At 72.8% G+C, this 13,392-nt stretch carries 15 protein-coding genes and 1 pseudogene; 13 read left to right on the top strand and 3 right to left on the bottom strand.

Going from position 1 to position 13,392, the window contains the following annotated elements; all coding sequences use genetic code 11:
- The first annotated feature begins 62 nt into the window (after positions 1 to 62).
- Both ACFY1J_RS17270 and ACFY1J_RS17265 read left to right on the top strand, forming a co-directional pair.
- Entirely contained in the window at positions 63 to 923 is an 861-nt protein-coding gene (locus tag ACFY1J_RS17270; protein WP_390731444.1) for a Scr1 family TA system antitoxin-like transcriptional regulator, read from the top strand.
- A complete protein-coding gene (locus ACFY1J_RS17265) occupies positions 920 to 1,105 on the top strand; it encodes a DUF397 domain-containing protein (protein ID WP_390731443.1) in 186 nt (61 codons plus the stop codon). Before ACFY1J_RS17270 ends, ACFY1J_RS17265 begins: the two co-directional genes overlap by 4 nt.
- Before the next feature lie 624 nt (positions 1,106 to 1,729).
- Here ACFY1J_RS17265 and ACFY1J_RS17260 read toward each other — a convergent pair.
- On the bottom strand, positions 1,730 to 1,870 hold the full coding sequence (locus ACFY1J_RS17260) for a hypothetical protein (RefSeq protein WP_390731442.1): 141 nt from the start codon (positions 1,868 to 1,870) through the stop codon (positions 1,730 to 1,732).
- A gap of 69 nt (positions 1,871 to 1,939) precedes the next feature.
- Here ACFY1J_RS17260 and ACFY1J_RS17255 point away from each other — a divergent pair, with 69 nt between their 5' ends.
- From ACFY1J_RS17255 to ACFY1J_RS17245, 3 genes are all read left to right on the top strand, one after another.
- Positions 1,940 to 2,212 carry a hypothetical protein gene (locus ACFY1J_RS17255; protein ID WP_390731441.1) on the top strand — a complete coding sequence of 91 codons (273 nt, stop codon included), beginning with the start codon at positions 1,940 to 1,942 and terminating at the stop codon, positions 2,210 to 2,212.
- Positions 2,213 to 2,292: 80 nt separating this feature from the next.
- Entirely contained in the window at positions 2,293 to 2,967 is a 675-nt protein-coding gene (locus ACFY1J_RS17250; RefSeq protein WP_390731440.1) for a hypothetical protein, read from the top strand.
- 54 nt (positions 2,968 to 3,021) lie between these two features.
- On the top strand, positions 3,022 to 3,774 hold the full coding sequence (locus ACFY1J_RS17245; RefSeq protein ID WP_390705444.1) for a YcnI family protein: 753 nt from the start codon (positions 3,022 to 3,024) through the stop codon (positions 3,772 to 3,774).
- 66 nt (positions 3,775 to 3,840) lie between these two features.
- Here the strand turns inward: ACFY1J_RS17245 and ACFY1J_RS17240 are convergent, their stop codons facing one another.
- Positions 3,841 to 4,647 (bottom strand): CDP-alcohol phosphatidyltransferase family protein, encoded by an 807-nt coding sequence (locus ACFY1J_RS17240; RefSeq protein ID WP_390731439.1) that lies wholly within the window; start codon positions 4,645 to 4,647, stop codon positions 3,841 to 3,843.
- Positions 4,648 to 4,754: 107 nt separating this feature from the next.
- Here ACFY1J_RS17240 and ACFY1J_RS17235 point away from each other — a divergent pair, with 107 nt between their 5' ends.
- The 5 genes and pseudogenes from ACFY1J_RS17235 to ACFY1J_RS17215 all read left to right on the top strand — a co-directional run.
- Positions 4,755 to 5,747 (top strand): zinc-binding alcohol dehydrogenase, encoded by a 993-nt coding sequence (locus tag ACFY1J_RS17235; RefSeq protein WP_390705446.1) that lies wholly within the window; start codon positions 4,755 to 4,757, stop codon positions 5,745 to 5,747.
- Between the two features lie 152 nt (positions 5,748 to 5,899).
- Positions 5,900 to 6,298, top strand: coding sequence for a 6-carboxytetrahydropterin synthase (locus tag ACFY1J_RS17230; protein WP_263214598.1), 399 nt, complete (start codon positions 5,900 to 5,902; stop codon positions 6,296 to 6,298).
- A 5-nt stretch (positions 6,299 to 6,303) separates the two neighbouring features.
- A complete protein-coding gene (locus ACFY1J_RS17225) occupies positions 6,304 to 7,482 on the top strand; it encodes a glycosyltransferase family 4 protein (RefSeq protein ID WP_390706226.1) in 1,179 nt (392 codons plus the stop codon).
- Positions 7,479 to 8,501, top strand: coding sequence for a trans-aconitate methyltransferase (locus ACFY1J_RS17220; protein WP_390705447.1), 1,023 nt, complete (start codon positions 7,479 to 7,481; stop codon positions 8,499 to 8,501). Before ACFY1J_RS17225 ends, ACFY1J_RS17220 begins: the two co-directional genes overlap by 4 nt.
- Positions 8,498 to 9,592 (top strand): annotated as a pseudogene (locus ACFY1J_RS17215) (YbhN family protein); the annotation flags it as partial. The gene ACFY1J_RS17220 and the pseudogene ACFY1J_RS17215, both read left to right, overlap by 4 nt.
- A 164-nt stretch (positions 9,593 to 9,756) precedes the next feature.
- Here the strand turns inward: ACFY1J_RS17215 and ACFY1J_RS17210 are convergent.
- Positions 9,757 to 10,521, bottom strand: coding sequence for a creatininase family protein (locus ACFY1J_RS17210; RefSeq protein WP_390705448.1), 765 nt, complete (start codon positions 10,519 to 10,521; stop codon positions 9,757 to 9,759).
- Positions 10,522 to 10,559: 38 nt separating this feature from the next.
- Here ACFY1J_RS17210 and ribA point away from each other — a divergent pair, with 38 nt between their 5' ends.
- The 3 genes from ribA to ACFY1J_RS17195 are packed head-to-tail and all read left to right on the top strand — an operon-like array spanning position 10,560 to position 13,366.
- Positions 10,560 to 11,219 (top strand): GTP cyclohydrolase II, encoded by a 660-nt coding sequence (gene ribA, locus ACFY1J_RS17205; RefSeq protein WP_390705449.1) that lies wholly within the window; start codon positions 10,560 to 10,562, stop codon positions 11,217 to 11,219.
- Between the two features lie 33 nt (positions 11,220 to 11,252).
- Complete coding sequence (locus ACFY1J_RS17200) at positions 11,253 to 12,224, top strand: ornithine cyclodeaminase family protein (RefSeq protein WP_390705450.1); 972 nt, start codon at positions 11,253 to 11,255, stop codon at positions 12,222 to 12,224.
- A complete protein-coding gene (locus ACFY1J_RS17195) occupies positions 12,221 to 13,366 on the top strand; it encodes an NAD(P)/FAD-dependent oxidoreductase (protein WP_390705451.1) in 1,146 nt (381 codons plus the stop codon). Before ACFY1J_RS17200 ends, ACFY1J_RS17195 begins: the two co-directional genes overlap by 4 nt.
- The last annotated feature ends 26 nt before the right edge of the window (positions 13,367 to 13,392 follow it).

Genomic DNA, 13,392 nt, shown 5'->3' with positions numbered 1-13,392 from the left:
TGCGGGGACGACGGCAACGGCCATCAACGGCCGTGCAGGCAGGCATCTGGAGGTGACCGCGTATGACGGGCGGTGCGGGGGCGAGTGACCAGCTGACGGTGTGCGAGGCGGAACGGGAGCCGGACCCGTCGGACAGTCTGCGGACTTTCGGCGCCGTCGTCCAGGCCCTGCGGGAGAACGCGGGGCTCAGCCGGGCCGAGTTCGGTGAGCTGGTCCGTTTCTCCAAGCACACCGTGGGGTCGGTGGAGTTGGGGCGGCGGATGCCGGACGAGTCGTTCGTGGAGCGGGCGGAGGAGGAGCTGGGGAACACGGGGGCGTTACGGAGGTCGGCGCGGTTTCTGACGCGGGGGGAGGCGGGGCTGGCGGCTTGGTTCCGGCGGTGGGCGCGGCTGGAGCGGGTGGCGGTGAGTCTGTGTACGTATGAGTGTCGGTTGGTGCCGGGGTTGTTGCAGTCGGAGAGGTACGCGCGGTCCGTGTTCGACAACAGCATCCCGCCCTTGTCGAATGAGCAGTTGGAGGCCCAGCTCACGGCTCGGATGGAGCGGCAGCAGATGATCTGCGAGCGGCCCAATGTGCCGTTCAGCTTCATCATCGAGGAGCACTTGTTTCGGCGTCGGCTCGGGGGCGATGAGGTGATGCGGGGGTTACTTGATCACGTGCTGGAGCTGACAGCTCTGAGGAATGTGACCCTGCAGATCATGCCTGTCGATGCTGAGACCCATGGATGCCTCGATGGGTCGGTGCAGCTGCTTGAGACCCCGGAGCGGCGGCTGGCCTACTCGGAGGGGCAGCAGAACGGCCGTCTGATCTCCGACGCGAAAGAGGTGAGCCTCCTCTATCAGCGCTATGACACACTGCGCTCGCAGGCCTTGCACCCCAAGGACTCGCGTGGCCTGCTGGAGCGACTGCGAGGAGAGCTATGAGCACGACCGAACTCGCCTGGTTCAAGTCAAGCTACAGCGGCACCCAGGGGGACAGCTGCGTGGAGGTCGCCGTCACCGCGCAAGCCGTCCACGTGCGGGACTCCAAAGACGTCACACGACCTCACTTTGCTGTCGGGCGGGACGGATGGGTGCCGTTCGTGGGGTTCGTGACCGAGGTCTGAGCGCTCGGCACGCCGGTGACGTTCAGAAGATCTTGCAGAGCGTCATTGCGCGCATGTCCACCTCGCCCGGTGACCCGAGTACCGAGCTGCGGCCCACGTAGACGGTGTCCCAGTGCGATGTCCCGACCGGACATGAGCCGCTACTCAGGAGCAGGCCGCCGGACAGGTCGGGGCTTGTTCCGGTGCCCAACGGTGTGTCGACGGTGGTCGGAACGGCGGACGCGCCGGCTTCGCCTTTCTCGCCCTCGGGTCCGCGCTCGCCCTGCGGCCCTTGCTCGCCTTGGGCTCCCTGCGGTCCTCGCGGCCCTGTCGAGCCTGCCGGGCCCCGGGCGCCTGCGGGCCCGGTTGCGACGAAGTACGCACCGGCCACGGCCCCCGCCGCACCAGAGACGGTTACGACGGCCACGGCAGCGGCGACTATCAGGGTGAGCTTTCCGGGCCGCCGCCGAGGAGACGCTGAAGGGGCCGTCAGCGTTGGGTGCGCTGCGGTGTCCGGAGCCTCTTGGGCGGTCTCGGGTCTCTCGGGCAGGTTGTCGGTCATGTGGCGGCGATTCCTTGTCCGGACGGGGCCTTGCGGGCGCAGGCACTGGGTGAGGATGGAGGAGTGTAATTCGTGCCGCCCGATCAGCGCTCGTAGGCTGCGAAGGCGCGGGCCTGCTCCACCTTGCGGATGCGACCGAGTTCGATGGGCAGGGACGAGTGGGGGCGGCCCAGGCGTTTGAGGATCTCGGCAAAGTACGGGACGGGCCTGTTCTCGGTTGGCACACCCAGTTCTCCCTGCTGGGCAGCATCGAGCACCGGGCGCCCCGGCTCAAGCCGCAGCTGTACACGTCCATGGCCAAGGGAGGGCGTTACCGCACGCTGGACCTCGGTCGTCCGGGCATCGTGCTGGTGCACCGTGCCAGCGCCAAGGGGCTGGGCTTCGACACGGTCGTGATCCCCGACGCGCACACCGACGCGGCTGCCGATCCCACCTCGGCCGCGCTGCGCATGACGTACTACGTGCTGGCCACGCGTGCCCGGCGCGAGCTCCACCTCGCCTACGAAGGGGAGAGCGAGCCGCCGCTCCTTGCGCAGGTCGGGCGCGGCGAACTGCTGCGTGGGTGACGGGACTTCGTCTGTGCGTCCGCACTGAACCAGAGCGTCGTCGCGACACGTGTCCCCCCACCGTGGGAGGATCACCGACCATGAGCGCGTCCCCGGCGGTGAGGAGTCTGCGCGCCGCTGTGTTCGCCGCGGTGTGTGTGCTGCTCGCTGCCGCCGGGCACGGGCTTGCGATGGGGGCGATGCCGCCGTTGTGGGCCGATGCGGCCGCCTTCCTCGGCGTGTTCGCGCTGGGGTGGCTGCTGGGCGGCAGGGAGCGGTCGCTGGCGGGGATCGGCGCGGCCATGTTCGTCACCCAGGCGGGGCTGCACGTCGGCTTCGACGCGGCCCGGCCCGCCGCTCCCATGCCCGCGCACGCCATGCGGACGGCGGCCGCGCACGCCCACGGCATGGCGGCCGCGCACGCCCACGGCATGGCGGCCGTGCACGCCCACGGCATGGCGGCCGTGCACGCCCACGGCATGGCCGCCATGGCCCGGCCGCACACCGTCACCGCGCACGCCACCGCCGCCCATGTGCTCGCCGCGCTGGTCGCCTCCTGGTGGCTGCGGCGCGGTGAGGCCGCACTGTGGTCGCTGCTGCGCCGGGCCGTCGCGCTCGTGCCGGGGCTGGTGGCCTGGTGGCGGGGCTCCCCGTTGCCCGCGCTGCTCGACGGGCTCCGCCGCGTCCCGGACGCCGTCATCCCCGCGCGTCGGCTTCCGCTGCGGTATGCGGTGCGTCGCCGAGGCCCTCCGGGCCGGATTCCGTACACGATCTGAACACGATCTGAGTCAGCCTCACACCCTTCATCCCGTACGGAGATCCACTCACCCATGTCCACGTTCACGACACGCATCGCCCTGCGCCGTGCCGCCGCCGTCACCGCCCTCGCCGCCGTCGGAGTCCTCGGGGCTGCGGGCATCGCCTCCGCGCATGTCACCGTCCACCCCGAGAGCTACGCCAAGGGAGCCACGGACGGTCTGCTGACCTTCCGTGTGCCCAACGAGGAGGACAGCGCGAGCACGACCGAGGTGCAGGTCTTCCTGCCCACCGACCACCCCGTCCTCGGGGTGCTCGTCCACCCGCAGGACGGCTGGACCGCCAAGGTGACCACCACCAAGCTCAAGAAGCCGGTCAAGACCGACGACGGCACCATCACCGAGGCCGTCTCCGCGATCACCTGGACCGGAGGGAAGATCGGGGCCGGTCAGTACGAGGACTTCGACGTGGCCTTCGGGGCATTGCCGGAGGACGTCGACCAGCTGACCTTCAAGACCCTCCAGACCTACTCCGACGGCAAGGTCGTCCGCTGGATCGAGCAGGGCGGCGAGGACGAGTCGGAGAATCCCGCGCCGGTGCTGAAGCTCACGGCCGGTGACGACGAAAGCGCCGCTTCGTCGGGCGCGAAGGGCGGCGACACCAAGAGCGGTGACGCGAAGAGCGGTTCCGCACAGGCCGCCTCGGACTCCGGCGACTCCGACGACTCCACCGCCCGCAGCCTCGGCAGTGCCGGGCTGATCGTCGGCGTGCTGGGCCTGGCGGCCGGGGCGGTCGCGATCGTGCGGAGCCGGTCGGCACGCTCGTAACAGCCGTACGCGAAGGGCCCGGATCAGCAGCTGATCCGGGCCCTTCGCATTGTGCTGGGTGGGGTGTCACCGCGCGACGAGTTCCAGCATCTCCTCCCGGGCCTCGCGGGCGGGCGCCTGCGAGGCCCGGGAGGCCTCGCGGGCGGGCGCCTGCGCGACCACCCGGGACGTCCGCCACAGCCACAGCACGTCCCGGCCGAACGACCACAGCAGCGACCCCAGGGCCAGCAGCGCCACCGCCATGTTCGCGACGTGCGGGAGCAGTTCCGAGCCGGCCAGCAGCAGGCAGACGCCCTGGATCGCGGCGACCGTCTTGCGGGCGAAGGACGGCGGCAGCGGCGCGTTCAGCCAGGGCGCGACCTTGGCCGCGGCGACGAACGCGTAGCGCATCGCGCCGATCAGCAGCACCCACGGGCCGAGCTGCATCGACACGTACACGCTCAGCACCAGGATCAGGAACGCGTCGACCTCCATGTCGAAACGGGCCCCCAGCGCCGTCGACGTGCCGGTGCGCCGGGCGACCTTCCCGTCCACGCCGTCCAGGATCAGCGCCACAGCCGTCAGGCCCACAAGGAGCGTGACCGGCGGCGAGCTCTCGAAGGAGTCCGCGACCAGCGCCGTCACCCCGCCCACCAGCGTCGCCCGGCCGAGGGTGACCCGGTTCGCCGGGCCGAAGGAACGCAGCCGGGAGCGGTGCAGCGCCCGCGAGAGCACCGCCCAGCTCGCGACCGCGAACGCGAGCCCCGTCAGCCAGCCCGCCGGCCCCATGCCGATCGCCGAGCCGAGCAGGGCCAGCAACAGGATCTGCACGCCCGCTCCCACAGCGGTCTCCTGCTGGACCAGCCTTGCTTCGTAAGTGTTGTTCAGGGCCACCGCACGTCCTCCGGCCGAGTGACAGAGTCGATCAACGCCGCGTACTGTGCGCGGCCTGTGCACATCTCGGTACGTGAACAGGTTCCCGATCGTTCAGGAGGATGCCGATGAACCGCTCCGCGCGCGCTTTCTGGCTGAGCTCGCCGGGTCAGGGCGAGATCCGCGACGTCACCCTCACGGGGCCCGGCGAGGGCGAGGTGCTGGTGCGCTCGCTCTACTCCGGCGTGAGCCGCGGCACGGAGACTCTCGTCTTCCGCGGGGGCGTCCCGGCCAGTCAGCACACCGCGATGCGGGCGCCGTTCCAGGAGGGCGACTTCCCCGGACCGGTGAAGTACGGCTACCTCAATGTCGGGGTGGTGGAGGAGGGGCCGGATGAGCTGACCGGCCGAACCGTCTTCTGTCTGTATCCGCACCAGACCCGCTACGTCGTTCCGGTGAACGCGGTGACCCCGGTGCCGGAGAACGTGCCCGCCGAACGGGCCGTCCTCGCGGGGACGGTCGAGACGGCCGTGAACGCCCTGTGGGACGCCGCCCCCCTGGTCGGCGACCGGATCGCGGTGGTCGGCGGCGGCATGGTCGGCTGCTCGGTGGCCGCCCTGCTGGCCCGCTTCCCGGGGGTGCGGCTGCAGTTGGTCGACGCCGACCCGGCGCGCGCCAAGACCGCCGAGGCCCTCGGCGTCGGCTTCGCCCCGCCCGAGGACGCACTCGGCGACTGCGACCTGGTCGTCCACGCCAGCGCCACGGAACAGGGACTCGCCCGCTCCCTCGAACTGCTCCGCGCCGAGGGCACCGTCCTCGAACTGAGCTGGTACGGCGACCGGCGCATCGCCCTCCCGCTCGGCGAGGCCTTCCACTCGCGCCGGCTCACCGTCCGCAGCAGCCAGGTCGGCACCGTCTCCCCGGCCCGTCGCGCGAGCCGCAGCTACGCCGACCGGCTCGCCCTCGCCCTCGACCTGCTCGCCGACCCGGCGCTGGACGCGCTGGTCACCGGGGAGAGCCCGTTCGAGGAGCTCCCGGCGGTGCTGCCGAGGCTCGCCTCGGGCGAGATCCCCGCCCTGTGCCACCGGGTCAGCTACGCCGGCCCCGAAGACACAGCCTGACGGACCTGTTCAATCCCGGACGACAAAAGGGCCTGACCTGAGAAAAGAGTGAGAGGGGGCTGAACACGGGGAAGCGAAGAGCCGTACTACACAGCATCCCCGCCAGCAAGGGGCCGGAGGGGCCAGACGTGCCGCACCTGGAGGGTCGTCCGTTGTTCAGCATCACCGTCCGCGATCACATCATGATCGCCCACAGCTTCCGCGGCGAGGTGTTCGGGCCCGCGCAGCGACTGCACGGCGCCACGTTCCTCGTGGACGCCACCTTCCGCCGTGAGCAGCTGGACGACGACAACATCGTCGTCGACATCGGACTGGCCACCCAGGAACTGGGCGCCGTCGTCAGCGAGCTGAACTACCGCAACCTCGACGACGAGCCCGACTTCGCCGGTGTCAACACCTCCACGGAGTTCCTCGCCAAGGTCATCGCCGACCGGCTCGCCGAGCGCATCGAGAAGGGCGCCCTGGGGGAGGGGGCCAAGGGGCTGGCGGGCATCACGGTCACCCTGCACGAGTCGCATGTCGCCTGGGCGAGTTACGAGCGTGGCCTGTGACCGACATGGCCATCGACCGGGCCCCGGCCCTGACCTATGTGCCCGCGCAGCGCGCGGCCGCCCCTGCGAACGTCGGGATCATGCCCATGTCCCTGCGCACCGTGCACTTCGTGCTGCCGGGCGGCGTCGACGACCCGGCCTCGCCGAGCGGCGGCAACGCCTACGACCGGCGTGTCTGCTTGGACCTGCCCGGCTTCGGCTGGCAGGTCACCAAGCACGCCGTCGCCGGGGCCTGGCCCCGGCCCGGTGCGGCCGCCCGTGACGAACTCGCCCGCACGCTGCGGGAACTGCCGGACGGCGCGGTCGTCCTGCTGGACGGGCTGGTGGCCTGCGGCGTCCCCGAGATCGTCGTCCCCGAGGCGGAACGCCTGCGTCTCGCGGTGCTCGTGCACCTCCCGCTCGGCGACGAGACCGGCCTCGACCCGTCGGTGGCCGCGGACCTGGACGCCCGGGAGCGCGCGGTGCTGCGGGCCGTACCCGCCGTCGTGGCCACCAGCGACTGGGCGGTCCGCCGCCTCGTCTCCCACCACGGCCTCGCCCCCGAACGGGTCCATGTCGCCGCTCCCGGCGCCGACATCGCGCCGCTCGCCCCCGGTACCGACGGCGTCTCGCATCTGCTGTGCGTGGCCGCGGTGACCCCGCGCAAGGGGCAGCACCGGCTGGTGGAGGCCCTCGCGACGGTACGGGACCTGCCGTGGGACTGCGTCTGCGTGGGCGGACTCGGGCACGACCCGGAGTACGTCGCACAGCTGCGATCCCTGATCGCGAAGTACGGCCTGACGGACCGTCTGCACCTGGTGGGCCCCCGTGCCGGCGCCGACCTCGACGCCAGCTACGCCGCCGCCGACCTGATGGTCCTCACCTCGTACGCGGAGACGTACGGCATGGCGGTCACGGAGGCCCTGGCCCGGGGCATCCCGGTCCTCGCGACCGATGTCGGCGGTCTGCCCGAGGCGGTCGGCCGCGCCCCCGACGGCGGCGTGCCCGGCATTCTGGTGCCGCCGGAGGACCCCGCCGCGCTCGCCGCCGAACTGCGCGGCTGGTTCGGCGAGGCCGATGTGCGCCGCCGGCTCAAGGCCGCCGCCCGCGGCCGCCGCGCGGCCCTCGACGGCTGGGCGACCACGGCCCGCAGCCTGGCCGGAGTCCTGCTGAGGCTCCCTGACGAACCCCGGAGGGCGGCATGAGGAAGACGACGGTGACCACGCCGACCGGGGCGATCCCGGCACAGCCGGGGCCGCGCGGCGAGGAGCATGCGCCCGTGTCCGGACCGGAGAGCGAGGAGGGGGTGTCCGACGTGATCGCAGGTGCCGGACCCGTGACCCGGCCCGGGGAGCGGGCCACCGTGCGGCTGAGGGAGGGCGGGTCCGAGGAGCCGCCGCGGTACGCGCCCGAGTGGCTGGAGCTGCGCGAGAGCGCCGACGCGGCCGCCCGCGCGCTCGATCTGCTCGACCCGCTGCGCATCCGGCTCGCCAACCTGCCGGGGCGCACGGGCGGGTTCGCCGTGCACGACCTCGGCTGCGGCACCGGCTCGATGGGCCGCTGGCTCGCGCCCCGGCTGGACGGCGCCCAGCACTGGATCCTGCACGACCGCGACCCCTACCTCCTGCACTTCGCCGCCGTGGCCTCCCCGCGCGCCGCCGCCGACGGCAGCCGGGTCACGGTGGAGACGCGGCGCGGCGAGATGGCCCGGCTGACCCCGGACGCGCTGGCCGGCGCCTCCCTGGTGACGGCCTCCGCGCTGCTCGACGTCCTCACCCGCGAGGAGGTCGAGACCCTCGCGGACGCCTGCGTCGGGGCCGGCTGCCCGGCCCTGTTGACCCTCTCGGTGGCCGGACGCGTCGAACTCACCCCGTCGGACCCGCTGGACGCCGACATGGCGGAGGCGTTCAACGCCCACCAGCGCCGCGGCGGCCTCCTCGGCCCCGACGCGGCCACCGTGGCCTGCGAGGTCTTCGGCGAGCGCGGCGCGACGGTGAAGGTGAATCCGAGCCCGTGGCGGCTGGGCCCGGCCGAGTCGGCGCTGACCGCCCAGTGGCTGCGTGGCTGGGTGGGCGCGGCCGTGGACCAGCGCCCCGAACTGCGCGAGCGCGCCGACCGCTACCTCGAGGAGCGGCTGGCCGCCTGCGAGGCCGGTGAGCTGCACGTCGTCGTCCACCACAGCGACGTACTGGCGCTGCCCCGGCCCAGGGGCGGGGCGTCATGAGCACCCAGGCGGTGGGCGCCGGGGCGACGTCCCGCACGATACGGGCGGCCGGCCACGCGCGCGTGACGCCCACGACACCGGCACGCGCGCGCGTGCACGGGACCGGCACCGCGGCGGCCGCGGGCCCGCGGGACGGCGGCTGTCTCGTCGTACCCGCTCAGGCGTCCGACGGCGGCTCCCCACTCGACCCGGCCGGTGCGCTCGGGGTCTCGGACGGCGCCCCGGGTGCCGAGGAACGGCGCGGCACCGGCCCGCGCCGCCTCCTCGGCCGCCTCGACCTCCGGGCCGTGCGCGCGCACTTCGGCACCGTCGCCGGAGTCGCCATCCTCGCCGCACTGCTGTGGAAGCTCGGCACCGGCGTCTTCCTGGACGGGCTGCGGCGGATCGATTCCCCCACGCTGCTGGCCGCCGTGGCCGTCGGGGTGGTCACCACCGTGTTCAGCGCCTGGCGTTGGCAACTGGTGGCCCGGGGGCTGCGGATCCGGCTGCCGCTCGGGCCCGCCGTGGCCGACTACTACCGCGCGCTGTTCCTCAACGCGGCCCTGCCCGGCGGTGTCCTCGGCGATGTGCACCGCGCGGTCCGGCACGGGCAGAGCGCCGGCGACATGGGCCGCGCCGTGCGGGCGGTCGTCCTGGAGCGCGTCGCCGGGCAGATCGCGCTGGCCGTCCTCGGCGGTGCGGCGCTGCTGACCCTGCCGTCCCCGGTGCGGGACGACGTGCGCGGCTTCGCCCCGCTGGTGGCGCTGGCCGCGGCGGGCGCGCTCGCCGTCGTCCTCGCGGTCCGTATGAACCGCGCGCCCGCCCGGCGCGGCGGCGCGCTGCGCAGGACCCTCGGCGAGGCGCGCCAGGGCCTGCTGTCCGGCGGCAACGGGCCGGGCGTCGCGCTCTCCTCGGTGGTCGTGCTCGCCGGGCACGTCGCGATGTTCGTCGTGGCGGCCCATGTCGCCGGGTCCGGCGCCTCCGTCGCGGTGCTGGTCCCGATCGCGGTCCTCGCCCTGGTCGCCATGGGCCTGCCGCTGAACGTCGGCGGGTTCGGCCCCCGGGAGGGCGTCACCGCCTGGGCGTTCGGCGCCGCCGGACTGGGCGCGAGCAGCGGAGTGACCGTCGCGGTCGTGTACGGCGTGCTGAGCTTCGTGGCGAGCCTGCCCGGCGCCGTCGTCCTGGTCGTGCGCTGGTACACCGGGCTGCACTCGGGCGCCGGGTCCCGGGCCGCCGACGCGGTTGCGGAACCCGGCGCCCGGGCCGCGGACGCGGACTACCCCAGCCCGTCCGTGGACGTGAGCAACTCGAAATACGCGCCGAAGGAATCGGCGAGGCTCGCCAGCAGTTCCTTCCCCTTTTCCGCCGACCCCAGGGAAGGACGGCCGATGACGCCCGATTCGGTATAGCGGGACATTCCCGTGGTGAGCAGATGACGGCGGTCGTCCGCCGTGAAATCGGCGGACTCGTAACCAGGGCGGACCAATTCGGGATGAGCGTGCAGCAGAATGGAGGTCTCGATTTCCCCCGCGTGCATGTCGGTGAGCATCGAGGTCCGCACCCCGGACCGTTCCAGCGCCTCCTCCCAGTCCTCCGGGGCCGGGAACAGCGCCATCCGCTCCCCGCGCGCGGAGGACTCCTGAACGACGTTTCCCAGTACGTAGTTGCCGCCGTGGCCGTTGACCACGACGAGCGCGTCGACGCCCGACCGGCGCAGCGACGCGGCGATGTCCCGCACCACCGCATGAAGGGTCACGGACGAGATGCTGACGGTACCGGGCCAGGCCGCGTGCTCGTGCGAGCAGGCGATCGTCACGGGAGGAAGGAGGTGCACCGGGTACGCTGCGGCGATCTCCCGCGCGACGGCACAGGCGACCAGGGTGTCGGTCGCCAGGGGAAGGAAGGGACCGTGCTGTTCGAAGCTCCCGACCGGAAGGACGGCGACCTGTGTTGAGACGCCGGCCGCCCGCGTCCGTACGTCTTCCGTGGTGTCCGCCGGCAACAGCCCGTATGCCGCCGTAGGCGCGCCCGAACCACTCATCTTTTCACGGCCTTTCGTCTCTGCTTAGGAATCAGATCATGACAGAAAACATCGGCGTACTCGGCCAGAAGACCCCACGGCGTTCGGGCGTGGAACGCGTCGTGAATGCACCGTTGCCCACCGTGTACGGGAAATTCCAGGCGATCGGCTACCTGGACCACGAGCGCGGTGACGAGCAAGTGGCCCTGGTCTACGGCGACATCGGCACCGAGCACGTTCTCACCCGGCTGCACTCGGAATGCCTGACCGGCGACGCGTTCGGCTCCCAGCACTGCGAGTGCGGCGACCAGCTGGCCTCCGCGCTGCGCGCGGTCGTCGCCGAAGGCAGCGGCATCGTCGTCTACTTGAGGGGCCACGAGGGCCGCGGCATCGGTCTGCTCGCCAAGCTGCGCGCGATGGCCCTGCAGGCGGAGGGACTGGACACGGTGGAGGCGAACCTCGCCCTGGGCCTGCCGGTCGACGCCCGCGACTACGGCGTCGCCGCCGGGATCCTGCGCGACCTGGGGGTCCGCTCCGTACGTCTGATGTCCAACAACCCGCGCAAGCGCGAATCGCTGCTCCAGCACGGCATAGAGGTCGCCGAGACGGTCCCGCTGCTGATCGAGCCGTGCGAGAACAACATCACCTATCTGCGCACCAAGCGGGAGCGTCTGGACCACAACCTGCCCCATCTGGACGCGGTCGCCCACTGGTCCTGATTCGCCGGGCGACGGCCCGGACAGGATGTGGGGATGACCGACGACGTCCTCTTTCTCTCCGGCGAGCAGGTGGTGCGGCTGCTGGACCTCGACGCGGCGATCGCCTCGCAGCGGGCGGCCTTCACCGCGCTCGGGACCGGTGACGCCGACCTGCCCGGGAAGATCATGGAGCCCAGCCGCTTCGACGACAGCGTGGTCTTCGCCTACCTCGCCCGGCTCTCGGCGGACACCGGCCCGGTGGCGAAGTTCGGCAGCGTCAACCCGGGCAACGCGGCCGCCGGGCTGCCCACCGTCCATGCGGTCGTCACCGCCCTGGACCCGGTGACCGGCCGGCTCGCCGCCGTCCTGGACGGCACCGCGCTGACCACACTGCGCACGGCCGCGGGCAGCGCCGTGGCCGTGGACGCGCTGGCCGTCCCCGGCGGCGTGGAGCCGGCCGTCCTGGGCTCGGGCACCCAGGCCCTCGCCCACGTACGGGCGATCGCCCGGGTGCGGGAGGTGACGTCCGTACGGCTGTGGAGCCCGACCCCCGCGCACCGCGCCCGCGCCGCGCGGACCCTGGCGGCCGAACTGGACGTCCCGGTGCGCGCGGCCGACAGCGCCGAGGAGGCCGTGACCGGGGCGTCGCTGGTGGCCGCCTGCACGCTCAGCACGACGCCCGTGGTGCGTGGTGAGTGGCTGGCGCCCGGGTGCACAGTGGTCAGTGTGGGCTCGTTCGAGCCGACCCGGCGCGAGGTCGACACCGAGGTCGTACGGCGGGCCGCCGTCGTCGTCGTGGACGATCCGGCGACGGCTGCGGGGCATGCCGGGCCCGTCGTGGACGCGCTGCGCGAGGGCCTGCTCGCGCCCGGGGACCTGGTCCCGCTGGGCGAGGTGCTCACCGGACGGCGCGCCGCCCGCACCTCGTCCGACGACATCGTCTACTACAACAGCGTCGGACTCGGCATCCAGGACGCCGCGGCGGCCTGGGCCGTGATCCGCGCGGCGAAGGAGGCACGCGCGTGAATCTCCAGGCCCGGGTCGTGGTCATCGGCGGCGGGGTGATGGGCACCAGCATCGCCTACCACCTGGCGAGCGCAGGCGTACGCGATGTCGTGCTGGTCGAGCGGGACGAGCTCGCCGCCGGCTCCACCTCGAAGGCGGCGGGCGGGGTGCGGGCGCAGTTCTCCGACGCGCTCAACATCCAGCTCGGGGCCAGGAGCCTGGAGGCGTTCGGCCGGTTCGAGGAGGACACCGGGTACGACATCGGGCTGCACCGGGTCGGCTACCTCTTCCTGCTGTCCACGCCCGAGGAGGTGGCCTCCTTCGAACAGGGCGTCCGACTGCAGAACTCGCTCGGTGTGCCCAGCCGCCTGATCACCCCGCGGGAGGCCCGCCGGCTGTCCCCGCTCATCACCACCGACGGCCTGCTCGCCGCCGCCTGGTCGCCGGACGACGGCCACTGCACCCCCGAGTCCGTCGTCCACGGCTACGCGACGGCCGCCCGCGCCCACGGCGCCCGGATCCTGCGCCACACCGAGGTCACCGGCATCGAACTGCACGGTGCCGGCATCACCGCCGTGACCACCACCCTGGGCCGGATCACCACCGACACCGTGATCTGCGCGGCCGGGGCGTGGTCGCGGGCCGTCGGCGCGATGGCCGGCGTCGATCTGCCGGTGGAGCCGCTGCGCCGGCAGATCGCCGTCACCGAACCGGTCCCGGGCCTGCCTCCCGCCCTCCCCATGACGATCGACTTCACCACCAGCCTCTACTTCCACGCCGAGGGCCCCGGCCTGCTGCTCGGCATGTCGGACCCCGACGAGAAGCCCGGCTTCGCCACCGACACCCACGACCGCTGGATCCCCCGTCTGTACGAGGCGATGCAGCGGCGCGCGCCCGCCCTGCTCGACCTGCGCCGCACCGGCGGCTGGGCGGGCCTGTACGAGAACACCCCCGACCACAACGCCCTGATCGGCGAGGCGACTTCGGTCTCCCGCTTCCTGTACGCGACGGGCTTCTCCGGCCATGGCTTTCTGCAGGGCCCGGCCGTCGGCGAGGTCGTCCGCGACCTGTACCTCGGCCGCGAACCCTTCCTGGACGTCGGCCCGTTGAGCGCCGCCAGGTTCGCGGCCGACGCCCCGCGCCCGGAGGCCAACCTGGTGTGACGGAGCCGGGGCCGTGCCGTGAAGCC

The organism is Streptomyces sp. NPDC001406, from assembly GCF_042895285.1.
Lineage (GTDB): Bacteria > Actinomycetota > Actinomycetes > Streptomycetales > Streptomycetaceae > Streptomyces.
This window is presented reverse-complemented; position numbering and strand designations above follow the sequence as displayed.